At 36.3% G+C, this 22,178-nt stretch carries 21 protein-coding genes, 1 pseudogene and 1 other annotated feature; of the genes and pseudogenes, 19 read left to right on the plus strand and 3 right to left on the minus strand.

Translation table 11 applies throughout. The annotated features are described in order from the left end of the window. On the plus strand, positions 1–725 hold a 725-nt coding region (locus WYK_RS13150), incomplete at its 5' end, for a phosphotransferase family protein (RefSeq protein ID WP_040374946.1). A 448-nt stretch (positions 726–1,173) separates the two neighbouring features. Here WYK_RS13150 and WYK_RS13155 read toward each other — a convergent pair. Then, positions 1,174–2,058 (minus strand): endo alpha-1,4 polygalactosaminidase, encoded by an 885-nt coding sequence (locus tag WYK_RS13155; protein WP_040374962.1) that lies wholly within the window; start codon positions 2,056–2,058, stop codon positions 1,174–1,176. Positions 2,059–2,262: 204 nt separating this feature from the next. Here WYK_RS13155 and WYK_RS13160 point away from each other — a divergent pair, with 204 nt between their 5' ends. Further along, positions 2,263–2,778, plus strand: a complete 516-nt coding sequence (locus tag WYK_RS13160; RefSeq protein ID WP_040374947.1) for a hypothetical protein — start codon at positions 2,263–2,265, stop codon at positions 2,776–2,778. Positions 2,779–2,885: 107 nt separating this feature from the next. Here the strand turns inward: WYK_RS13160 and WYK_RS13165 are convergent. Continuing rightward, positions 2,886–3,579 (minus strand): annotated as a pseudogene (locus tag WYK_RS13165) (DNA alkylation repair protein). A gap of 657 nt (positions 3,580–4,236) precedes the next feature. Here WYK_RS13165 and WYK_RS13170 point away from each other — a divergent pair. The 3 genes from WYK_RS13170 to WYK_RS13180 all read left to right on the plus strand — a co-directional run bounded on the left by WYK_RS13170 (position 4,237) and on the right by WYK_RS13180 (position 6,098). Then, entirely contained in the window at positions 4,237–4,572 is a 336-nt protein-coding gene (locus tag WYK_RS13170) for a hypothetical protein (protein ID WP_040374948.1), read from the plus strand. Between the two features lie 118 nt (positions 4,573–4,690). Further along, positions 4,691–5,260 (plus strand): DUF4256 domain-containing protein, encoded by a 570-nt coding sequence (locus tag WYK_RS13175; RefSeq protein WP_040374949.1) that lies wholly within the window; start codon positions 4,691–4,693, stop codon positions 5,258–5,260. Positions 5,261–5,435: 175 nt separating this feature from the next. Next, a complete protein-coding gene (locus WYK_RS13180) occupies positions 5,436–6,098 on the plus strand; it encodes a peptidylprolyl isomerase (protein ID WP_040374950.1) in 663 nt (220 codons plus the stop codon). Between the two features lie 383 nt (positions 6,099–6,481). Here the strand turns inward: WYK_RS13180 and WYK_RS25660 are convergent, their stop codons facing one another. After that, positions 6,482–6,670 carry a hypothetical protein gene (locus tag WYK_RS25660; RefSeq protein WP_235782503.1) on the minus strand — a complete coding sequence of 63 codons (189 nt, stop codon included), beginning with the start codon at positions 6,668–6,670 and terminating at the stop codon, positions 6,482–6,484. 260 nt (positions 6,671–6,930) lie between these two features. Here WYK_RS25660 and WYK_RS13190 point away from each other — a divergent pair, with 260 nt between their 5' ends. The 14 genes from WYK_RS13190 to WYK_RS13250 form a co-directional block, all read left to right on the plus strand. Then, the gene (locus WYK_RS13190; protein ID WP_040374951.1) at positions 6,931–7,479 is read left to right on the plus strand and encodes a GNAT family N-acetyltransferase; all 549 of its coding nucleotides are present in this window, start codon (positions 6,931–6,933) and stop codon (positions 7,477–7,479) included. A 280-nt stretch (positions 7,480–7,759) separates the two neighbouring features. Beyond that, positions 7,760–8,551 (plus strand): ABC transporter ATP-binding protein, encoded by a 792-nt coding sequence (locus WYK_RS13195; RefSeq protein WP_040374952.1) that lies wholly within the window; start codon positions 7,760–7,762, stop codon positions 8,549–8,551. Continuing rightward, entirely contained in the window at positions 8,551–9,483 is a 933-nt protein-coding gene (locus tag WYK_RS13200; RefSeq protein ID WP_040374953.1) for an ABC transporter substrate-binding protein, read from the plus strand. The genes WYK_RS13195 and WYK_RS13200 overlap by 1 nt, the downstream gene beginning before the upstream one ends. A 15-nt stretch (positions 9,484–9,498) precedes the next feature. Beyond that, entirely contained in the window at positions 9,499–10,497 is a 999-nt protein-coding gene (locus WYK_RS13205; protein ID WP_040374954.1) for a FecCD family ABC transporter permease, read from the plus strand. Positions 10,498–10,516: 19 nt separating this feature from the next. Then, a complete protein-coding gene (locus WYK_RS13210) occupies positions 10,517–11,488 on the plus strand; it encodes a FecCD family ABC transporter permease (RefSeq protein ID WP_051387508.1) in 972 nt (323 codons plus the stop codon). Positions 11,489–11,545: 57 nt separating this feature from the next. Continuing rightward, positions 11,546–11,816: a binding site (T-box leader), on the plus strand. A gap of 56 nt (positions 11,817–11,872) precedes the next feature. After that, positions 11,873–13,507 (plus strand): methionine--tRNA ligase, encoded by a 1,635-nt coding sequence (gene metG / locus WYK_RS13215; protein ID WP_040374956.1) that lies wholly within the window; start codon positions 11,873–11,875, stop codon positions 13,505–13,507. 301 nt (positions 13,508–13,808) lie between these two features. Further along, on the plus strand, positions 13,809–16,391 hold the full coding sequence (locus WYK_RS13220) for a DEAD/DEAH box helicase (protein WP_328286290.1): 2,583 nt from the start codon (positions 13,809–13,811) through the stop codon (positions 16,389–16,391). A gap of 192 nt (positions 16,392–16,583) precedes the next feature. Further along, positions 16,584–16,775 (plus strand): hypothetical protein, encoded by a 192-nt coding sequence (locus WYK_RS25140; protein WP_040374958.1) that lies wholly within the window; start codon positions 16,584–16,586, stop codon positions 16,773–16,775. Between the two features lie 128 nt (positions 16,776–16,903). Further along, positions 16,904–17,458, plus strand: coding sequence for a histidine phosphatase family protein (locus WYK_RS13230; RefSeq protein WP_040374959.1), 555 nt, complete (start codon positions 16,904–16,906; stop codon positions 17,456–17,458). Between the two features lie 343 nt (positions 17,459–17,801). Continuing rightward, positions 17,802–18,611 carry an NADPH:quinone oxidoreductase family protein gene (locus WYK_RS13235; protein ID WP_235782504.1) on the plus strand — a complete coding sequence of 270 codons (810 nt, stop codon included), beginning with the start codon at positions 17,802–17,804 and terminating at the stop codon, positions 18,609–18,611. Positions 18,612–18,807: 196 nt separating this feature from the next. After that, positions 18,808–19,770 carry a BMP family lipoprotein gene (locus WYK_RS13240; RefSeq protein WP_040374960.1) on the plus strand — a complete coding sequence of 321 codons (963 nt, stop codon included), beginning with the start codon at positions 18,808–18,810 and terminating at the stop codon, positions 19,768–19,770. A gap of 33 nt (positions 19,771–19,803) precedes the next feature. After that, complete coding sequence (locus WYK_RS25665; RefSeq protein WP_235782505.1) at positions 19,804–20,403, plus strand: hypothetical protein; 600 nt, start codon at positions 19,804–19,806, stop codon at positions 20,401–20,403. 101 nt (positions 20,404–20,504) lie between these two features. Beyond that, a complete protein-coding gene (locus WYK_RS25675) occupies positions 20,505–21,458 on the plus strand; it encodes a methyl-accepting chemotaxis protein (RefSeq protein ID WP_235782506.1) in 954 nt (317 codons plus the stop codon). Between the two features lie 163 nt (positions 21,459–21,621). Next, the coding region (locus WYK_RS13250; RefSeq protein ID WP_040374961.1) for a PAS domain S-box protein at positions 21,622–22,178 on the plus strand (557 nt) is incomplete at its 3' end.

A 22,178-nucleotide genomic window follows, 5' to 3' on the forward strand; every position in this document is an offset into this window, starting at 1 on the left:
TTGAATTTACTGTACTTAAACGATTCCATTATGAGCTGCCTGTGCCAGAAATATTAGACTATTGGGAAGGGAATGAGAATGTTACTGGTGCTTTATTATTATCCGCCATTAAAGGAGTGCCGATTAGAGAGCAAGTGGGTACAAATTTAGCTTATGATATTGGAGTACACCACGCCATTCTGCATTCAATTGTTCCAAATGAGCAGGATTATAAAAGTGTTGTTTCTAATGTGTATGGTCAATGGTCTGAGTTTATTAGGAGTCATTTTTATTCTTTTGCAGAAGATGTAAAAGAAGTGATTGATCCTCGTTTATACGAACAATCATTAAAGCATTTTGATCGACAATTGAACTTACTTCCTTCTCCAGACGGACCTAGTTTTATACATATGGATTTTCGACCAGGCAATATATTAGTTCATGAAAATCAAGTGGCCGGAATCATTGATTTTGAAAGTGTCCGCATTGGTGCAACCGAGATGGACTTCACAAAAATAAATCGCGATATTTTTATGAGATATCCTGGAACAAGGGATTCGTATCAAAAAGGCTATGAGTCCATTCGTCCACTTATTGATTTACAAGAAGTTTTACCGTTTTATCGTTTTATCGATGCATTTAATTCAATTGGTTGGTGTAAAAGAAGAGGAATCGAAAAGCATCAAACTTTTTTACAGGAGAACTTAGCCTATTTAAATCGATTTTTACGAATATGGGATAGTTGAAAGAAAATGATCAAACGTTAATAATTAAGAAGGATTCTTTAAAATGTATAAAAGTAGATTGTTCGTCTTTATTTTTGTTCCGACAACGAGGAGAACTTTATTGAAGGTCAATTTAAGTACCTAATTAAAGTAGGTATTTTAATTGTCCTTTTTATTTATAATGTTACCTCGCCCTGCTGATTAACGGAGTAACAGTTAGGAAAGTTTAGAGTTATGTAAAATAAAAATTGTTTATTCTATTTCTGGTAAGAGCGTGGGAGACCACTTTTTTTCATCATTTCTTTGATTTTCACTGTTTACTTTCGGTGAATATTCCGACTTTCCTCAACTAGTTATGAATGAATTGAATCATATATAGGATGCAGAATGACTTTCAAATGAAATATTTAAAACAGGCATGAAACATTGAAAACTCAATGTTTCATGCCCATCTTTGCTTTGAAATTGTTTACCATTTGTTATAATAAGAGCCTTCGGGATGGTATAAGAACTTGAAACCATTTTTTTTTGCCAATTGTTTGCTTTTTTCTTTATCTTTAAATGCAATGGTTACAATTTGTGTGTGGTATTGGTTTCTTATTTCTTTTAATTGTTCCATTTTTTCTAGTGCCCATTCATCTTCTCCAACAACCGTATACGAGAAGTCTTCCCACATAATGAAATCAACATAAGGTGCTGTATACTTGGCCAACGTATCGAATCCCCAATTTTGAGCGATTGATATGTTGCTATCTTCTTTTTTGATTTTTTTGACAAATGCTGTTAAGGCTTTATTTTGTTCTTGTTGTTCATGACCTGAAAGATATGAGTCGATGTTTCCTACGGTATCTAAAAAAACACCGTCTAATTTTTTATCAATAATTTGCGCTTTGATTTCTTCGAGCAGGATATCTTGATAATGTTCAGAAGACATATCCATTAAATAGGAATCCCATTCTTCAAAATACATCTTATTTCCTTGGTTATCTTTATAGAAGTCACTCTCAGTAAATTGACTATACAACGCTTGATTCCACTTATCAGCTTCCATCGCATTGATGTATCCGTAAACGAGAGTTCCGTTGTCTTGAGCAGCAGTAATGTACTTTTCCTGCATGAGAATTGGTTCAATGACCATTAAATCGACCGCTTTCATTTCTTCACCAATTGCTTGATTTCCTTCGTCCAAGTAATAGTTGAACTGTTCTGCTTCTGCCAGTTTTCCTTTGATCTCTTCAAACTCCTTGGGACTTGTTTCTTCTTTTTCTTCATCAGAAGATCCTCCAATTAACGTTATTCCTATTAAAAGCGCACCTGAAATTAAAACTATAAGTAATACAATTACTCTTTTCATATTTATCACAGCCTTTTTGTCGTGTTAGTACATATTATCTTATAGTTACCGTATATTTGCTTATGAAATGCATATATTCCTTATTGTGATAAAGGGTAGATAATTATATTTTCCTATAGTAAATAAATGGGGTTATTAGTAATCTATTAAGAGACATTTAAAATCTTGAATGTGATTATTTTTTAATGAAATGGAGGGGTTAAGGTGGATGGGATAAGTTTTCTAGATGCTATCTTAATTTATTCAGTCTTATTTTTACCGATCGTAACTATGATTTTGTTATTTGTTTGGGGCGCTGCAAATATGAAAAATTCTTCAAAAGTCCAGTTACTTGTCGTAATTCTGGTATTTATTCTTGGAATTCTGGCTATCAACTCAATCATACTTCCTATTATGAGTGTTTCCATGGTCTTGTTATTTATTTGGATATATCTAAATAAAAATGGGTTCGCACAAGGCCAATTACTTTTCATTTTTATCGTCTTTGGATTCCAAATACTGTTTTACTTCTTGTGGTTTTTAGTTCTGGATTTAGAAACGACATTGGCATTTATCATTCTCTTAGTAGCACCAATCGCTACAATGGGTCTGCTATTTCCATGGACATTTGGACGTAAAAATACCTTAGCAAAAGGTCAATTAATCGTTGTTATTGCGTTCATACTTCAAGTGATTTTATTGATCTTGTGTGTGTTTTTTTGGATAACAGCTCTTAAATAACAATACTCCTAGAACACTGATCTACAACGTTCTAGGAGGTTCTTAGTTCAATCTACAGGTGAGTCTCCCTAGTAAGCAAATAATAATATTTTATTGAAAGTCTCATCTTAGCATCTAACATGCTTTCGTTTAAATCCAATTTGATTGCGTTCAGCTTCTTTTAAAATATTTTCATATGCGTGGACAATACTTGGTTTTTTATTGTCACGCAGTATTTCAATGGGCCCAACAGTTTGTGCAATTTCAAGTGCTTGTTCATGTAACGGCTTAAAGGATACACCAACAGTAGTTAAGAAATTACTCATTGAAATTTTTGCGCGTTCTGGAGCTTCATGTATCGTGTTTTTGACAAGTTGCAACATGTCTAATAATTTTGGCATTGAAAATTCCTCGTCTTTTCGACTCCCAAGAAGCCAGCAATAGCAGCTCCATCCAGCTGACATTTTTAGCTCCTCATCACTTGTGATCCATTCATCAGCAATGTATGTCTTGAGCAATAGGCGACTCGGCTAAGGTAACGGCAATAACATAGTCAGACAGCATATAAAAATAAGCAAGATCAATCCAACGAGTAAAATCATCAGGAGTCATTTGATGAGGATCTGCAATTATCCCTGCAAAATACATCGCATCATAATTGCCTGTAGTATAAAGTTGGTCGGCTAAAGGTTGACTCATTTTAATTTGTTTGGCGATGGGCTTCATTGCTCCCGTTGCGACACCAAATACAGGTTCTCTTGCACCGTTTGACATATACATTTTTTTCGTACGTTCTTTGCCTAACACTTCTAGTTGCTGCATCACTGTTTCAATATTCTTTCTACACTCCTTTCATAAGTTTTCTTTGATTTACTCTATCCGTTCATTATGGAAATTGATTTCTCAGTAAAAAAAGATAGATAACAGTATCCCCAGAAGTATTAGTAGGTAGATATCACATTCATAGATGTAGTGTCTATAACGATTTCTACTTTATCTTTATCTGGACTTATCATAGAGTCATCATCCCATTAAATAAGACGTACACTTTTTGGGAAATTGGAACTTTTAATCTATTATAGTTCATCAATGCATATTTTTAATTCTTTCTTTGTTTATTTTATATGAAATTCAACGTTTTGATTTCTTTAAGACGTAGTTTTGTATGCCTTTTAGAGCGAGGACCTATTGGGTAGTCTGAGAAGATCTCCGATATGCAGGGAGGATAAACAGTTGTAGTCCCGTTCAGAATAGTAAGTGCTCGGGTGTTTGTATCCTTATTTTTCCTATTCTTTTTATAGTAGGAGTAATTCTTTACTGGATAGGTAGTAATGAGGCCGAATAGTATTCGAGAAGCTGTCAATTTTTCTTATGAATCTATGATTCTTAGACTCTGTGGTTCTAAGAGGGGATCAAAAAAAGAGAAAATATGCTAATATTACAAATAAAGGTAATATTTAAATGAATGGAGTTGAATAGATGAAAAAATTAAAAAGGCGACGTATTATTTTACTATTAAATGTCCTGGTTGGTGGATTTATCCTTTTTTCTGTATATGATTATTTTAATACTCAAAAAAAGGAAGAACAGAATCGAGCATTCATGGAAGAAAGCAGAGAACTAAAGGCGGACTACAATATAATTTCGTTCGGGTTCCGTATGGATAAAAAAATAATTAATGTTTATGTGCCGCCAGAAGAAAAAAGTCGAAATGAAATAGCCACTACGTTCGAGCGGATTTCCAAAAAGTATGGTATGGAGGATTTTGAAGTGAAGGTTAAAGCTATAACAAAGGGAGATCCATTTGAATATTAAGAGCATTGAATAGGCTAAGATTTACTTATTCAGATAATGTATTGTAAACTGAATTCACTTACCGATTTAATCGACTAATTCATATGAATTAACCCAACTAAAAGGGAGGGGAATCAAAATGACAAAAAGCAATAAAATGGAGTTGTCACTAGAACAACGGGAAGAATTACTGATCGTATTGAAAGCTCGTTTTGAAAAAAACAAGCAGCGTCATAATGATATTGATTGGGCTAAAGTCCAATCAAAGCTGGAGGCTATTCCTGCAAAACTGTGGTCGCTCAATGAGATGGAAATGACCGGTGGAGAACCGGACGTTGTTGGTTATGATGAAGAAATGGATGAATACATTTTTTATGATTGTTCAGCGGAAAGTCCTAAAGGTCGTAGAAGTGTTTGCTACGATCGAGAAGGCTTGGAGTCAAGGAAAAAACATAAACCAGAAAATAACGCTATGGATATGGTAACTGCCATGGGCAGTGAACTTTTAACGGAAGAACAATATCGAGCGTTGCAGAAACTTGGGGATTTTGATTTAAAGACGTCGAGTTGGGTACAAACACCCGCTGATATTAGAGAACTGGGAGGCGCCCTTTTTTGCGATTTTCGTTTTGGACACGTATTCTTGTATCATAATGGTGCGGATTCCTACTATGGTGCCAGAGGCTTCCGTTGCTCGCTAAGGGTCTGAATATCAAAAAGATCGCTAAGTTTGAATAAGTTCAGTTTGAGGACTACAAAAATAGCAGCCTATAGATTGAAGTTGAGACGGTACACACAGGTTGGATTAAATCTATTGCTATGTCGTGAATTTTCTTTTAGTTATATAATTAGTTGAACAATTACATAAAGGAGTGTTAAGGGGTATGTTTAAGAAGTACAAAGGATTATTTCTTGCCATTAGTGTAATGGCAATTTCTTTTGTTATGGCAGGATGTGGTTCTGCAAAACAAGAGGAGAATAAGGACAATAAAAACAGCGCTAAAACGGATTATCCTGCAACTGTGAAAGAGAATCCAATTGTCACCATTACAATGGAGAATGATGAGAAGATAGTTATTGAATTAGAGCCGACTGTAGCGCCCAATACGGTAGCCAATTTCATTTCTTTAGTTGATAAAGGCTTCTATGATGGTCTTATTTTTCATCGTGTTATCCCTGACTTTATGATCCAAGGGGGAGACCCATCAGGAACTGGAACAGGTGGGCCAGAGTATTCGATTAAAGGAGAATTTTCTTCAAATGATTTCGAGAATAACCTGAAACACGAACGTGGTGTTATCTCGATGGCACGCTCAAATGACCCGGATTCTGCAGGTTCACAATTTTTTATTATGGTAAAAGAAACAACAACTCTTGATGGAAAGTATGCTGCTTTTGGGAAAGTACTAGAGGGAATGGAAACGGTAGATGCTATTGCGGGCGTGGATCGAGATAGTACAGATAAGCCAGCAGAAGATCAGAAAATGAAAAAGGTTGAAGTAGATACGAAGGGCTTCGATTACCCAGATCCAGAAGTGCAAAAATAGGGATGTAGATGTATTTGTAACCTCAGTCCTATAAACGAAAGCCGATTTCCACTAGTGGAAATCGGCTTTTATAAATTTTATTTCTGGGAAGATGAAGCTAATTAGTTTTCTGCTAATTCTAGCATTTATTCGAAAGATGCCAGTTTGTTGAAGTCTTCTTTACCGATGTTTAGACTGTCAGAAGCATATTCCAGATGCTCAAGCCAACAATAATCTTTTTCTTTTAATGCTTCTTCACATTCTCTTTCTATATATGAAACACTTATCTTTTTCCCTAAGTCCCTAAAGATTTCTATAGCCTCTAATGAACCAGGCCAATTTCTATCTTGTAATAGACGTGCTAATTTGGGGAGAGCTTTTTTATTTCTAGGATAACCGATTTGTTATAAAACAGATACCGCATTATGCCAACAGTTTTGATTATACTTTGGAATAACCAAATCAACTTTATCAGGTGAAAGTTGATTAAGGGTTTCCATTGATCTCTGTTGAATATTTTCTGGAAGTAACCAATTTAAATTGTAGACATGATAAATTATCTCTTCATCTTCAATCTCAAGATACTCCGTCATAAAATCACCTTCCATATTGAAGTTAATTGGGGTAATAATGTTCTTCGACTTTTCATGTTAGAGTCCTATCTAATGATGCATTGTGAGCTTTATTTAAACAAAGAAACACAACTATATTCAGAGAAAAATGTGCTTGTATCCATAATGTTGTAATAGAGTTGGATTTTAACACCATTTTACTATAGCACCTTGTATAATAAAAATAATAGAATTGTTCAATTATGAGTATGATTTATTATGGACAAAAGGATGATGAGTGTATGAAATATAATAGTGAAAAACTAATCATTCAGACAGAAAGGCTCGTCCTTAGATTTTTTCAAACTGGTGATGCAGAAACAGTAGTGACACTTTGTCATAATTATAATCTTTATAAAAATACCTTGTACCTGCCTTATCCGTATACTTTAAATGATGCTTTATCATGGATAGAACATCATTATGATCATTTTATGGCGGATAAATCATATGAGTTTGCGGTAACAGACAAGGAAACCGGCGAATTATATGGAGCCATTGCATTATCGAATAATAAACGTTTTAACCAAGGAGAAATTGCTTATTGGATTGGCGAGCGATATTGGGGAAATGGTTATGCGACAGAGGCTGCACAATCAATGTTACGATTCGCTTTTGAAGAAAAGAAGCTGCACAAAGTGTTTGCCCGATATTTTTCATCGAACCCGGCTTCAGGACAAGTGATGAAGAAAATTGGTATGAAACAAGAGGGGATATTAAAGGATCATGTCATAAAAGACGGTAAATATAAGGATTTGGTATACTACGGAATAATTAATGAGAAGGGGTAAAGAATGTCTGATATAGGGAATGGGTCACTAGTCACATTCTGATTTTAACTCCTACGCGTGTTTAAAATTTGTGATCCTTACTCTACCAATTGGTTCGTAAACTGAGGCTGTCGAAAGTTATTGGCAGCCTTAGTTTTTATTTTGTACTTTACTAATTAGTTACGCCTACAATATATCCAAAAATTTACTTGACAAATTATTAAGAAAATATAATAATCATATAGTTAAGTGTAATTGAGAACGATTATTATTATCATTATTTAGGAGGAGATAATAGTAAATGCGCATGCAAGTTAGTAATGTGGAAGTTGGGTACGATAAAAAAGTAATCGTTAATGGGTTAACAATTGAGATTCCAGATGGGCAAATTACCACCATTATCGGGTCGAATGGATGTGGGAAATCAACCTTATTAAAGGCAATGACAAGAATTATTCCTTATCAGAAGGGGCAAGTTTTCCTTGATGGAGCTGAAATACAGAAGAAAAACACAAAAGAGCTGGCAAGGGAAATAGCCATCCTACCGCAGACACAAGATAGTGCTGTTGGACTTTTAGTTGAAGAATTGGTTTCTTATGGACGGTTTCCTTATCAATCAGGTTTTGGAAACTTAAAAAATGAAGATAAAGAAATCATCGATTGGGCTATGAAGTCTACTAATACATACGAGTTTAAAGATCATTTTGTGGATGAACTTTCTGGTGGTCAAAAACAACGGGTTTGGATTGCTATGGCTCTTGCCCAAAATACAGATATCATTTTTTTAGATGAGCCTACAACCTATTTGGATATGGCACACCAACTCGAAGTTTTAGAGCTTTTACAAAAATTAAATGAACAAGAAAATCGAACCATTGTTATGGTTTTACATGATTTAAATCATGCTGCGAGATTTTCGCAATTTATGTTAGCGCTTGAAAATGGGAATCTAGTAAAAGCTGGGACTCCAGAAGAGGTTATGACACCCGAAGTGTTAAAGAGAGTATTTAAAATTGACGCCGTGATTAGTAAAGACCCTCGTACATTTAAACCAATATGTACTACATATGATTTAGTAAAAGGAGAATTATAATGAAAAAATGGATTTTACTTTTAGTAGCAGCTTTAATGGTCGTGTTATCGGCTTGTGGTAATGATGATTCAGCCTCTACTAAACCAGCAAAAAAGAATGATGATAAAAAAGCTTCTGATACTATTACATATGAAGCAGAATCAGGTCCAATTAAAGTTCCAGCTGAACCAAAGCGCGTTGTCGTATTATCGTTGTACGTAGGAGATTTAATGGAATTAGGTGTAAATGTAGTGGGGATGGATTCATGGTCACATGATACTCCAGCATTTGCTGAAAAATATCCAGATGCTGAAGTTGTAGCAAGTACTGATTATGAGAAAATCATGGAACTTGAACCAGATTTAATTCTTGGATCAAATGATGTTGAAGATGTAGAAAAATTACAAGAGATTGCTCCAACAGTAATATATACTTATGGTGCTTTAGATTATATAGAACAACGTATTGAAATTGGTAAAGTCGTAAATAAAGAAAAAGAAATGACTGCTTGGGTAGAAGACTTCCAAACACGTGCAAAAGCTTTAGGTGAAAAAATCAAAGCAAAAATCGGGGAAGATGCTACCGTTACAGTTGCAGGAAACTCTGATAAGCAAATCTACTTATTTGGCGACAGCTGGGGACGTGGAACAGAAATTATCTATCAAGAAATGGGCCTAAATATGCCGAAAGTTGTAAAAGATGTAGCTATGGAACCAGGGTACTTTGGGATTTCTGAAGAAGTATTAGGTGATTATGTTGGTGATTATTTAGTGCTTAACCTACTTTCAGAAGGACAAGATACTTCATTCCTTAAATCAGAATGGTATAACAATATACCAGCCGTTAAAAATAAACATGTGTTTTATGCTGAAGGTGTTTCATTCTCTTTTGCGGATGCATATTCTTTTGATTACCAACTAGACTTCTTTGAAAAATCTTTTTTAGGTAACTAAGAAAGGGGTATTCAAATGAAGGCTTCCTATACTTTTCTAAGTAAAATGCTCCTCTCACTCATTCTATTGTTCTTTATCGTGTTAATAGCTTTAGGCTATGGTGCAGCAAGTACAAGCTTTCAAGATATGTATGAAGCTGTCATTGGTAAGAGCGGCGGACAATATTATAATATATTAAGAGAAATCCGCTTTCCACGTGTTATCGCAGCATTTTTTGTTGGTGCTGCCTTAGCCGTTGCTGGGGCCATTATGCAAGGAATGACAAGAAACCCGCTTGCTGAACCAGGTTTACTCGGGCTAACTGCAGGTGCTAACTTAGCTCTATCACTGGCTTTAGCCTTTATTCCTGGTATTAGTTTTTTAATGATCATGTTTAGTTCTTTTATAGGTGCAGGCATTGGAATGCTAAGTGTATTAGGGATATCTTCCACTTCAAGAAACGGTCTGTCTCCACTAAAGCTTGTTTTAGCTGGAGCGGCCGTCTCTCTGTTTTTACAAGCGATCGCAAGCAGCGTCAGCATTCTCTTTAATGTTGCTAAAAATGTCAGCATGTGGACAGCTGGCGGATTAATTAGTACATCATGGGATGCGTTGATTATCGTCCCTTTCATTATGTTGGGATTATTTATAGCTATTCTATATAGTAAACAATTAACGATTCTTAGTCTAAATGAAGAATTAGCAAAAGGGCTTGGGCAAAAAACAAAATTAATTAAGATTATATTAATTTTTGTTGTTATTATTCTAGCGGGAACAGCCGTTGCTTTAATCGGGAATTTAACGTTTGTAGGTTTGTTTATTCCACATATTGTCCGCAAAATCGTTGGTGCAGATTATCGATTTATTATCCCGATGTCCATCATTGTCGGAGGGATATTTATGATTGGGACCGACTTTATTAGTAGAATGGTCATTGCTCCTTTAGAAATCCCTGTTGTTGCACTTGTTGCATTAGTAGGCTTACCTTTCTTCTTATTCTTAGTTAAGAAAGGAGGTCGTACGTTCTTTGCGTAAAAAATATAACATACGACTTATGTATATCCTCATGATCATTTTACTACTCGCCAGTATCGTAGCTGGTATTAGCTTAGGTCCATCTGCGGTTGGAATCAAACAAATTATTCCAACGATTTTTGGGAATGGTTCATTTAAAGAGGAATTTATTTTATTTTCTATTCGCATGCCTCGTGTATTTGTTCTTACTTTAGCTGGAATGGCACTCGCCCTATCAGGGGCAATATTACAAACTTTGACGAAAAATGATCTAGCTGATCCAGGTATCATTGGAATTAATGCAGGAGCAGGGGTTGCCATTACAGTCTTTTATTTGTTTGTCGATGCGAGTTCAAAATATTATGCGTATCAATTACCCGCAGTGGGATTTTTAGGTGCAATCATTACAGCTGGGTTAATCTTTATCTTTACCACTGATAAACGAAACGGGATCCAGCCAGTCAAGTTAGTATTAATGGGCGTAGGAATTGCTTCCGCTTTGTCAGGCTTAATGGTAATTATGATTTCCGGAGCTAAAAATGAAGATGTTCAATTCATCACAAAATGGCTTTCAGGTAACATTTGGGGAGCGGATTGGCCATTTATATTAGCGCTTCTTCCATGGCTGATTGTAGCTATTCCTGTTCTCCTTTGGAAACAAAAATCAATGAATTTATTAGTGCTGGATGAAACCGTAGCAAAAGGATTAGGAGTTTCCATTAACCGCGATCGTATCCTTTTATTAGTCATAGCTGTGGCATTAGCAGGTTCAGCGGTTTCTGTGGTAGGAAGTATTAGTTTTATTGGACTCATTGCTCCACATATTGCTAAACAATTGGTTGGTTCAAAACATCAAAACTTCCTGCTGTTATCACCCATAATTGGTGCGGCCATATTAGTTTTTGCCGATACGATTGGCCGAATTATTTATACTGAAACCATTCCAGCAGGTATCATAGTTGCCATTATCGGAGCACCCTACTTCTTGTACTTATTGAGAAAATCAATCTGATTATTTAATTTTACTATTGACTTAAAAGTAAATTTTGAATAAACTGTAAAAAATTACTCAAAAGCAATGAAGAGAAAAAGTAAAATGATTTGTTTTTCTAAAGAGAGCTTTGGTAGCTGTAAAGAAGCAGAAACATTCATTTGAACAATGGTCTCTGAGCTTCGTACCGAACATACTTCTATAAGTAGGATACGACGAGATTTGGCACTCGTTATAAATGTCACAGTATAAAGGTAAGATTCATTACTCCGTACTTGTCGAGGCAAATGGTGTGAGCCATTTGCAAAATAAGGTGGTAACACGTGGAAAGATAAACCCCGTCCTTAACTAATACAGTTAAGTGCGGGGTTTTTTGTGTTTTATATTAGTTAGGAGGGTTTATTTATGAGTATTTTTATTGGTGGAGCATGGGCTTATGCAAATGGCTCATTGCATTTAGGACATATTTCAAGTTTACTTCCTGGTGATATTTTAGCTCGATATTACCGTTTAAAAGGTGAAAAGGTTTTATATGTTTCAGGTAGTGATTGCAATGGGACTCCGATTGCGATACGGGCAAAACAAGAAGGCGTTACACCTAAAGAAATTGCAAATCGGTATCATGAAGAATTTACAGATTGTTTTTCTAAATTAGGGTTTTCTTACGATACATACACAAGAACGGATACAGCTCATCACCATAAAATCGTTCAAGAGATATTTTTAGAGTTGCTTGAAAAAGGTCTGATTTATAAAAAAGAAATAGACCAAACGTATTGCGAATATGATCAGCAATTTTTACCTGATCGCTATGTTGAAGGGATTTGTCCTAATTGCGGTGCGCATTCTCGAGGAGATCAATGCGATGCTTGTTCCACTGTATTAGAACCACTTGAACTATTAGAAAGAACCTGTAAACTCTGCGGAAACCCTCCTGCTACAAGAAAAACAGAGCATTTTTACTTTTTATTAAGTTCCTTACAAACGAGTTTAGAAACCTATGTGAAAGAAGCTGAAAGGAACAATCTTTGGCGAGAAAATGCGCTTTCATTAACCAAAAGGTACTTAAAGGAAGGATTGCTAGATAGGGCCGTTTCAAGGGATCTGCCCATAGGAGTCGATGTCCCAGTAGCTGGGTATGAAGATAAGAAAATCTATGTGTGGATTGAGGCAGTGTCAGGCTACTACACAGCAAGTAAGCTTTGGGCGAAAGAAACAAACAATGATGACTCCGTATTTTGGAACAGCTCTGCCACATCCTATTACGTTCATGGAAAAGATAACATCCCATTTCATTCCATTATTTGGCCGGGCATATTGACAGGTCTTGGGAAAGAACCTTTACCTACTCACATTATTTCAAATGAGTACCTGACATTGGAAAAAAAGAAATTATCAACGAGTCGTAATTGGGCGGTTTGGGTACCTGATATTCTGGACAGATACGATCCGGATTCGATCCGATATTTTTTAACGATCAATGCACCCGAAAGTCGGGATGCTGATTTTTCTTGGAAGGAATTTATTTATAGTCATAACACGGAATTATTGGGGGCGTATGGAAACTTTGTCAATCGGACGTTAAAGTTTATTCAAAAGTCCTTTAACGGGATCATTCCCGCAAACGATATTACTCCGATTATCCAGAATAAAGTGATCCAGGGATATGATGAAGTAGGAAGGTGCATAGAAGCGGGTTCATTTAAACAAGGATTAGAAAAAGTTTTCGGTATCGTTAGATTCTCGAATAAATACTTTGATGAACAACAACCTTGGATACAGATAAAGGAGAATCCTGTGTCTTGCCGGCAATCACTGGCAGATTGCGTCTATCTTATAGCCAATTTAGCTCAAATCCTGTCACCATTCCTTCCTTTTTCAAGCAGCAAGGTTAAAAAAATGATTAATAGCACAGAAGATGGTTGGAAGCCAATTATAGTTACACCAGGGGAACTGTCAACTGTGGAACCGTTATTTGTTCGGATCGAGCTTGAAAGAATTGAAGCAGAGCGAGCAAGGTTAGCTGACCAAACTATTTGAGGAATTCTACTCAGCTTATGTATTACATCTATAAAGAATGATAAAAATGAGTTTTCACTCCAATGGAAGGTGTCATACATGATATAGACCTTAGTAAACACGATAAAGTAGGAGTAATGCCGCCATGTACTACCTCCTTTTTAACAGAAATCCTATGTAAAATAATATTCATGCTGTCTACCTTTAAAGTCATGTTGTTCAAAAAAACTAACTGTGTGATAATGTTATATAGTATTTTGGAGAAGAATAACGAGAATCAGACAAATACGAACTACAACATTGGTGACTGCTAAAGGAGATCATGATGGGGAAATTGGAAGAAAGTTATCTACTAGCAATCGAACAAACAAAATATAAAATTATACAAGACATAGATCGGTATTTAGAGGATAAAGAAAAGATACCTGTATATACGGAGTATATTTCTGACCGGCATACCTATTTAGAAGGTATTTGGTTAAATGTGTGGTTGAATAAGGCTTCTAATGACGTGCCTAGGAAAGAAAAAAGAACTTATCTTAAGAGTAAGGGATTGAATACGAATGATATCCCTCATAAAGTTCTGAATACGATGTTCCGTAACGAATTAAAAGGTTTTGATCCTTTTCCAGTGCTAGAGTGGCTTACGCAAATGTATGCAGAAAACGCTGTTGGATGGGAACAGCGTTATCTCGAAGCTAGAGCAAACTTCTTTAAGAGGCAGAATGAAAAAAAACTTGCAGAAGAGCGTTGGAATGTTCGTCTGCAGCTGCAGAGTGCGGTGCATGACTATATAGATAATCATTCTCTTCTTCTTTATATATATGTGAGAAATCATGTGGCCGAAAAGTTAGTGGAAGACTTTAAACATAATCAACGCTACCAGAATATTGAACTGTTCGAGCTGGAAGAACGACTAATCGAACAAGGATCATTTGATACGAAAGATTATATTATGGTAGATGAATTCTTTGAAGAGTTAACAGGAGCAGTGCATTCTGTCTTTGATTGGGGCAGGAGCCGGTATGAATATGAGACGTATTATTACCGTTATGAAAAAATAGTACAGGATTTCCTTTCAGAATTTGTTCCTGAACTAGTGATCAAATATATACCGGAAGAGCTGCTTCATAAATTTGCAGAGGTGTATGAGGAAAACTTAAGTACGGTAGCCATTAAAGGACTATTAGGTGATGAGTTAAACGATTTCGCGGAAGCGTGCTTTGAAGAAATTCAAGACGAATACCTCGCTGATTTGGTAAAACTAATTGCCACTCCTTTTGACGAAGTCGTTCATCTTGAAATTTTTGAAAAAGACGAACAAGAGAGAGAACAAAGGAAAGCAGAAGCCCTGGCTGAACAGGTACGGAAAAAGGAAGAAGAAGAACGGATTCTAAATGATATCTTTGGAAAGGCCTATGCCCCTTCATTAGGAAGGAGCATTAAATATATTTTACACATTGGTGAAACGAATACAGGGAAGACGCATCAGGCGCTGCAAAAAATGAAGGGAGCTGAAAGCGGACTGTATCTTGCACCACTAAGACTTCTTGCCTTTGAAGTGTCCGATAAGCTCAATGCAGAAGGAATTCCTTGTACATTAAAAACAGGGGAAGAGGAAAAGGTTATATCAGGAGCTAAGCATTATTCTTCAACGGTAGAAATGTTTCATGAGAAGGACCATTATGATGTCATTGTCATTGATGAAGCACAAATGATTGCTGATAAAGACCGGGGCTTTTCGTGGTATCGGGCCATAATGAATGCGAACGCAAAAGAAGTACACGTCATCGGTAGCTGGAACATTAAAAATATGCTTTTAACACTTTTGGAAGAAAGTAATGTTGAAATTTACGAATATAGTCGGGAATTCCCTTTAGAAGTGGAATCAAGGGTATTCAGTCTTCGAGATGCTAAAAAGGGAGATGCACTTGTCTGTTTTTCAAGAAGGCAAGTACTCGAAACGGCTTCTAGCCTACAACGCAGCGGTCATCGAGTAAGTATGATTTATGGCAGTATGCCTCCTGAGACTAGAAAAAAACAAATGGAACTGTTTACGAGCGGTGAAACAACCGTTGTGGTAGCAACAGATGCAATTGGTATGGGCTTGAATCTTCCAATCCGCCGCATTGTCTTTCTAGAAAATGAGAAGTTCGATGGAACGAGCAGAAGAACGTTGACATCTCAAGAAATCAAACAAATTGCTGGCCGGGCTGGGAGAATCGGTCTCTATGATATTGGCAAGGTAGCTTTTACAGCTGATATCAAGAAAATGCAGGCATTGCTTGAAAAGATTGATGAGCCCGTTCAAAACTTTGCGATCGCTCCAACTTCAGCCGTTTTTGAACGTTTTCAAAAGTACTATCGAGATCTGGGGACGTTTTTCGATTTGTGGATGCAGTTTGATCCGCCAAAGGGAACCAATAAAGCTTCTCTTATAGAAGAACGGGAGCGTTACGAGCTGGTTCGCGATACAGAGATAGAAGCCAGGTATTCTTTAATGGATTTATATGGATATCTTCATCTGCCATTCTCATCAAAAGAACCTGCGCTCATTCGTCAATGGCTCAACACACTTGAAGCGATTGCTGAAGACCGAGAACTTCCAGAACCACTCATAAAAACAAGGAATTTAGAGGATATGGAGCTATCATATAAAGCAATCGGTCTGCATTTGCTCTTTTTATATCGGTTAGGCAGAAAAACAGAAGCTGTTTATTGGGAACGGGTACGTGAAGATATCAGTAACAGCGTACACGATCACTTAAAAGATGAATTACAGAATTACCAGAAAAAATGCAAGCGATGTGGGAAAAAGCTCCCCGACGAAGCTCGTTTTCCAATCTGTGATGCTTGTTTTCAAAATGGACACAAAAGAAATAATCAAAACCGCTTTCATAAATAAAGCAACAAGCACCCTAATACCAAGCTAACTTGGAATGGGGTGCTTTTTATATGGGTATTTTTCATGAATTCTTACTAAAAATGCTGTTTTCTATACACCAATCTATCCTGTATACTTAACAGAGGTAATAATTGAAAAAATTTTATACATAATGATCAATATTTACTGTTCGTTTTAGGAAGGGGGAGTCCTATGATTATTTCCATTATATTAGTGTGCGTTATCATGATTGCTGCTCTGATTGCTACCTTAGCATTAGGCGGAAAAAGTGATGAACATTATTCGCGGGCAACAAAAGGGAATTTGACGAGATTAACGTGGATCTATGTCATTTTAGGGGTTGGCTTAACGATAGGTGTAGGTGTGTATATCATCATCGTGTAAAGTATGTATGACGGTCAAGGAGAATATGGAATGAGGAGCTGCTTATACGCTTCTCTTCTGTACTTTCTAAAGTGTGTTGTCCAAAGGATATAGGTAATGTTATTAAAATAAATTGTGGGAGAATTAATATGCAAAAGAAAATATACATTGTCAGGCATTGCGCAGCACAGGGGCAGCCTTCAGAATCACCATTAACAGAACAAGGTTTAATACAAGCAAAACAGTTAGGTGATTTCTTGATTCATGCAAAAATCGAGCGAATCATATCAAGCCCGTTTTTGCGAGCTATTCAATCCGTAGAACCAGTAAGTAAGCGTACAACTTGTCATATAGAGATTGATGAGCGTCTCTCTGAACGGATACTAAGCAAATTGGATTTATCTGATTGGTATGAAAAATTAAGAGCAACATTTGATGATATGGAGTTAACATTTGAAGGAGGCGAGTCTAGTCAAGAAGCGATGAATCGCATCGTAAATGTTGTAGAAGAGGTTTTAGAAAGCGGGGCTAAAGAGACAGTGATCGTCAGTCATGGGAATATAATTTCTTTACTTTTAAAACATTACAATCCTGACTTTAACTTTGAATGTTGGAAAAAACTCAGTAATCCTGACGTTTTTCTCTTAACCTATGAGGAAAGTGAAGTACACTTAAATCGTGTATGGATTGAGAAAGATGTGTAAAGGACTTAAATAATCAGAAAAGTTAAAATTTAATTGACTGAAAATTATTTTGTATTTAAAATGAATCGCAGGAGGTAATATTGAAGCGTTCTTAGATCATCCCTTTATAACAGTTGGTATGGATATATAAAACATAAAATGTAAGCGCATACAATAGGGCAAGGAGGAATTTTATGAAGAAATGGCTTGTGAAGGAATTGGGAGAACCACAGGATGTGTTAAAAATTGAAGAATCCGATAGACCAGTGATAAAAGATGGGGAAGTGATAATCGAGGTGAAAGCTGCCGCACTTAATTTTTTGATATTCTCTTATGTCAGGGGAAATACCAGGAAAAACCACGGTTGCCATTTACGATTTGTTCAGAAGTTTCGGGTGTTATTATCAAAACTGATGAGCGGAGTCGGTTTTCGGAAGGTCAACGTGTTTTGGCGCTGCCTAAACTACCGAACGGAGGATTGGGTGACTATGTTTCCGTACCAGAAACCTCGGTTTATCAGATCCCTGAATCCATGAGTTGGACGGAAGGTGCAGCGATGTTTATCACCTATCATACCTCCTATTATTCCTTATTTACTCGAGCCGGACTGCAAAAAGGTGAAGTTCTGCTTGTTCATGCAGGTGCAGGTGGAGTTGGTTCGGCAGCCATTCAATTAGGAAAAGCGGCTGGGGCATTTGTCATTGCAACTGCAGGAGGACCTGATAAGGGTAAGATTTGCAAAGAGCTCGGGGCAGATGTGGTGATTGATTACGAAAACGAGGACTTCGTTGAAAAGGTGAAAAAAGAAACGAATGGTAAAGGTGCAAATGTTATTTTTGATCCCGTGGGCGGTCAAGTATTCGATCGATCCAGAAAATGCATTGCCTTTGACGGAAGAATTCTTGTCATCGGTTTTGCCGGCGGAGAGATTCCAACCATTCCAGCGAATCATGTATTAATTAAAAATTATTCAATAGTCGGTGTGCATTGGGGTCTCTTCAATAAACGATCACCAGAGAAAGTTTTTAAAGAACATGAAGAAATACTATCCCTGTTCGAACAAGGGAAAATAAAACCGTTAATTTATCATGAATATGATTTTGAAGATGTGCCACAAGCATTAAACTTACTTGCATCAAGAAAAACTTGGGGTAAAGTTGTTGTGAAGATGTAGTTAGCTCTACGTATGAAAACCCTCATTCCATATGTAATTGGAATGAGGGTTTTTTAGATTTTGTAAAGTTTCTTCTGCTGAAATCGTTTTCACAAATGTTTTTACTAATTATTCTTAACTTTGTATTATGTTCTTGATATAAAGAACCGATATAAGGTTAGTAGATATGAGATTTCTGGAAGGAGAAACAACGTAGATGAAAAAACACGCATTATTATTTCTAGGATTATTATTTATGATAGTCAGTACATTAAGCGGATGTGGAGTTAAAGAAGAAAGTCCTTTGAAAGGAAAGATTAAGATAGGTATTATGTTATCTGATGTGGGCTTAGGTGATCAATCTTTTTCAGATGCTGCTTTTAACGGGTTAGTAAAAGCCAGAGATGAATTAGGGATCATCTTAGATTATCGTGAATTACAAGAAACTAAAACGTATGAAGCGGGCCTCAGACAACTGATTGAAGAGAAGAATGATATTATTATTGGTCTAGGTTTTATGGTTCAAGAGGATATGGAAAAGGTAGCAAAAGAGTATCCTGAACGTACCTTTCTTCTTGTTGACTCGGTTTCGGAGCTGGAGAATGTCACATCTTTGATTTTTAAAGAAGATGAAGGCAGTTATCTAGCGGGAGTTGCAGCAGCGTTAGCAACCCAAACCAAGACTGTGGGATTTGTCGGCGGGGATGATGTACCACTTATTCATAAATTCGTGGATGGTTTTGAGAAAGGTGTTAAATCGATTAATCCAGATATAAAAATAATTACGAAATATGCCGGGAATTTTGGTGACGATGAATTAGGTACTAAACTAGCGAAAGAAATGATTTCTAATAAGAGTGATGTTCTTTATGCGGCGGCAGGTTTAACTGGTATTGGCGTATTAAAGGAAGCTGAAAGACAAAACGTTTATGCGATAGGTGTCGATTCTGATCAGTATTATTTTGCAGAAAAAGCTGTTATTACTTCTATGATTAAAAATGTAGATACAGCTTTATTTGATATTGTTAAGGAGTATACAAACACCAAAAAGCTTCCTTCTAACTCTATTGAATTAGGGTTAAAGGAAAACGGGGTAGGTCTGGCACCAATACGTGTGATTCCGTTTGCAGAAAAAGAAATGCAATCAATAGAGGACGCTAAAAGTAAATTAGCTAATTAACCAACCCATTAGGACACGGACACGGAGGATACAATGACAATTAAAAAGAAAATATTATTGAATTCACTTATAGGGTTAGCCCTATCAATTTTAATGATTGCATTCATTATATTTCGAATGTTATCAATACAAACGTCTAACCAAGATTATGTCAAAGTACTATTAACTGTTGGATCATTGAAGGCTGAAACAAATGCATCAATGCAAAGCTTAAATACATTTGCTTTTAATATGACTGATGCAAACAAAAATATAGCCATTAACGATTTAGAAAATACGGGAGCTACATATAAGGAACTGGATAGCATTCTCAAGGAGAAACAGAGCAGAAAAGTTCTAAAAGATGCAGAAACGAAATTCAAAATCTTACAGAAGGAAGCAATAGCTGCCTTAACGGAGTCAAATGCTTCTGAAGTGAAACGGCAGTCCTTGAGAACTAAAGGTATTGCGAATGATATTTACCTATTAGATCTTTATACGACTAAGCATTATACCTATTTAGAAGAAACTATGAAATCAGATATCGAGTTTGTTATTATGTTTGCTTTAATAGGAAGTGTGATAGTAGCCATTATTACGACACTATTCATACTTAGAATGGCAAATAAAATAACGAATCCTTTGAAAAATTAGCTGAAAATGCAAAGGAAATCGCTGCTGGAAATCTTTTAGTCAGTCACGTTGATTATAAACACAATGATGAACTAGGGGTTCTGAATCACTCGTTTACCAAGATGGTCGACCAATTAACCAGCATACTTACTTCGGTAGATACTGCCAGTCAACGAATAGACCAATTTGCGATAGAATTTGAGATAGAGTATCACTCATTAACTGAATCTAGTAATCAAGTGGCTGTATCAACAGATGAGTTATCAAGAGGAACACAAAGTATCTCTGAGGACTTACAAAGCTCAGTTGAATTAGTGGAGTTGATGGACAAAGAATTCGGAAAGAATGTAGCTCGAGCACAGCAATCGGCTGAATATGCACATGGGACCAATGAGGTAATAAGTGCGGGTAGAGAGGCAATAAATGAACAAAAATCATTAATTACCAAAAATATTAAGGCAACACGGACCATTGAAGCAGCTACCAAGGACTTTTCAATCTACGCAGGAAAAATCGAGGATATGGCTAAAGCCGTTTCCGAGATAGCAAATCAAACCAACCTGCTGGCACTTAACGCAGCAATTGAAGCTGCTCGAGCAGGAGAAGCTGGAAAAGGGTTTGCTGTTGTATCGGATGAAGTCAGGAAATTAGCTGAGCATTCAACACAGGCCACCAAACAAATATTTGAAACAGTTAACTTAATTAAAAATGGTTTGACTTCGATTTCATCCTCTGTTGAAGTTGGAGTAGGAATAACCGATCAACAAAATACCAATATCAATCGTACGTTAGAAACATTTGAACATATAGAAGAAAAGGTAACAGGAATATCAGAGGCATTAGACCATTTAGTTACTGGTGTAGATACATCTAAAAAATCCAATGAACATGTATTACAGAATGTAGAGAGCATAAGTGCTATTGTCGAGGAGACAGCAGCGGGAAGTGAGGAGATATCAGCTTCTACTATTGAGCAGCTACATTCAATTACGAAAGTTGTTGAGAAAGTTTCTTCTTTAAAAGAACTAACGGAAAGTCTGAATAGAACCATCTCTCACTTTCAATTAAAAAAGTAATAAGTAAAAGCGTATCCTTCGAAAAGGGATACGCTTTACTCGTTGTAAGGCTGTGAATTAAAATGGGAGGCTATAAAGTGATTATAATTCAATATTAATAAAGGAAATTAGGAGTTTTTGGAGAAGTGTACTTCTAATGACTCTTTTGCGGTGGTGATTGTTATTGAGTAAGGTAATTCAGGATTCTCCATATAATATAAAAGACTGGCATTTTCCAGCTTTAGTCATGAATTCAACTTGCGAGATTAGATATTGGAGTGGTTACTTCAAGGATTATTTAGAACAAGAAAAAAAGAAAGCGCTTTCAAATTACGAATGGCGATTTCTTGATGATAACAGATTGGCAACGGCACGCTTTCATGATCAATCCTACATATTTTTAACAGCAGCGATTATGGATAATGGCGATACACTCATGATTGGCTGCTCAACATCTTTCCTGGCTCAACTGCAGGTTCGTGTCACTGAATTAGAAAAAATTAACCGTTCTCTTGATGCAACGATTGAAAATTCGTATGATGGAATTTATATCACCGATCAAAAAGGAATTACCCTTTACACCAACTCAGCCATTGAAAGGATAACGGGTATACCTAAAGAATACTACCTTGGTAAATCGGTGGATCAATTGATCAAAAGAGGAATTCTGAATAGCTCTGTTACACATAAGGTAGTGAAGCAAAGGCGAACTGTTTCAGTAGTTCAAGAAAGTACTTCGGA

Source organism: Peribacillus psychrosaccharolyticus ATCC 23296 (assembly GCF_000305495.1).
GTDB lineage: Bacteria > Bacillota > Bacilli > Bacillales > DSM-1321 > Peribacillus > Peribacillus psychrosaccharolyticus.

What these genes read in the sequence shown, in the direction of transcription:
- WYK_RS13155 (WP_040374962.1), bottom strand. Translation starts at nt 2,058, where the DNA reads ATGAAAAGAGTAATTGTATTACTTATAGTTTTAATTTCAGGTGCGCTT.
- WYK_RS13170 (WP_040374948.1), top strand. Translation starts at nt 4,237, where the DNA reads ATGAAAAAATTAAAAAGGCGACGTATTATTTTACTATTAAATGTCCTG.
- WYK_RS13175 (WP_040374949.1), top strand. Translation starts at nt 4,691, where the DNA reads ATGACAAAAAGCAATAAAATGGAGTTGTCACTAGAACAACGGGAAGAA.
- WYK_RS13180 (WP_040374950.1), top strand. Translation starts at nt 5,436, where the DNA reads ATGTTTAAGAAGTACAAAGGATTATTTCTTGCCATTAGTGTAATGGCA.
- WYK_RS25660 (WP_235782503.1), bottom strand. Translation starts at nt 6,670, where the DNA reads ATGACGGAGTATCTTGAGATTGAAGATGAAGAGATAATTTATCATGTC.
- WYK_RS13190 (WP_040374951.1), top strand. Translation starts at nt 6,931, where the DNA reads ATGAAATATAATAGTGAAAAACTAATCATTCAGACAGAAAGGCTCGTC.
- WYK_RS13195 (WP_040374952.1), top strand. Translation starts at nt 7,760, where the DNA reads ATGCGCATGCAAGTTAGTAATGTGGAAGTTGGGTACGATAAAAAAGTA.
- WYK_RS13200 (WP_040374953.1), top strand. Translation starts at nt 8,551, where the DNA reads ATGAAAAAATGGATTTTACTTTTAGTAGCAGCTTTAATGGTCGTGTTA.
- WYK_RS13205 (WP_040374954.1), top strand. Translation starts at nt 9,499, where the DNA reads ATGAAGGCTTCCTATACTTTTCTAAGTAAAATGCTCCTCTCACTCATT.
- WYK_RS13210 (WP_051387508.1), top strand. Translation starts at nt 10,517, where the DNA reads ATGTATATCCTCATGATCATTTTACTACTCGCCAGTATCGTAGCTGGT.
- metG (WP_040374956.1), top strand. Translation starts at nt 11,873, where the DNA reads ATGAGTATTTTTATTGGTGGAGCATGGGCTTATGCAAATGGCTCATTG.
- WYK_RS13220 (WP_328286290.1), top strand. Translation starts at nt 13,809, where the DNA reads ATGATGGGGAAATTGGAAGAAAGTTATCTACTAGCAATCGAACAAACA.
- WYK_RS25140 (WP_040374958.1), top strand. Translation starts at nt 16,584, where the DNA reads ATGATTATTTCCATTATATTAGTGTGCGTTATCATGATTGCTGCTCTG.
- WYK_RS13230 (WP_040374959.1), top strand. Translation starts at nt 16,904, where the DNA reads ATGCAAAAGAAAATATACATTGTCAGGCATTGCGCAGCACAGGGGCAG.
- WYK_RS13240 (WP_040374960.1), top strand. Translation starts at nt 18,808, where the DNA reads ATGAAAAAACACGCATTATTATTTCTAGGATTATTATTTATGATAGTC.
- WYK_RS25665 (WP_235782505.1), top strand. Translation starts at nt 19,804, where the DNA reads ATGACAATTAAAAAGAAAATATTATTGAATTCACTTATAGGGTTAGCC.
- WYK_RS25675 (WP_235782506.1), top strand. Translation starts at nt 20,505, where the DNA reads ATGGTCGACCAATTAACCAGCATACTTACTTCGGTAGATACTGCCAGT.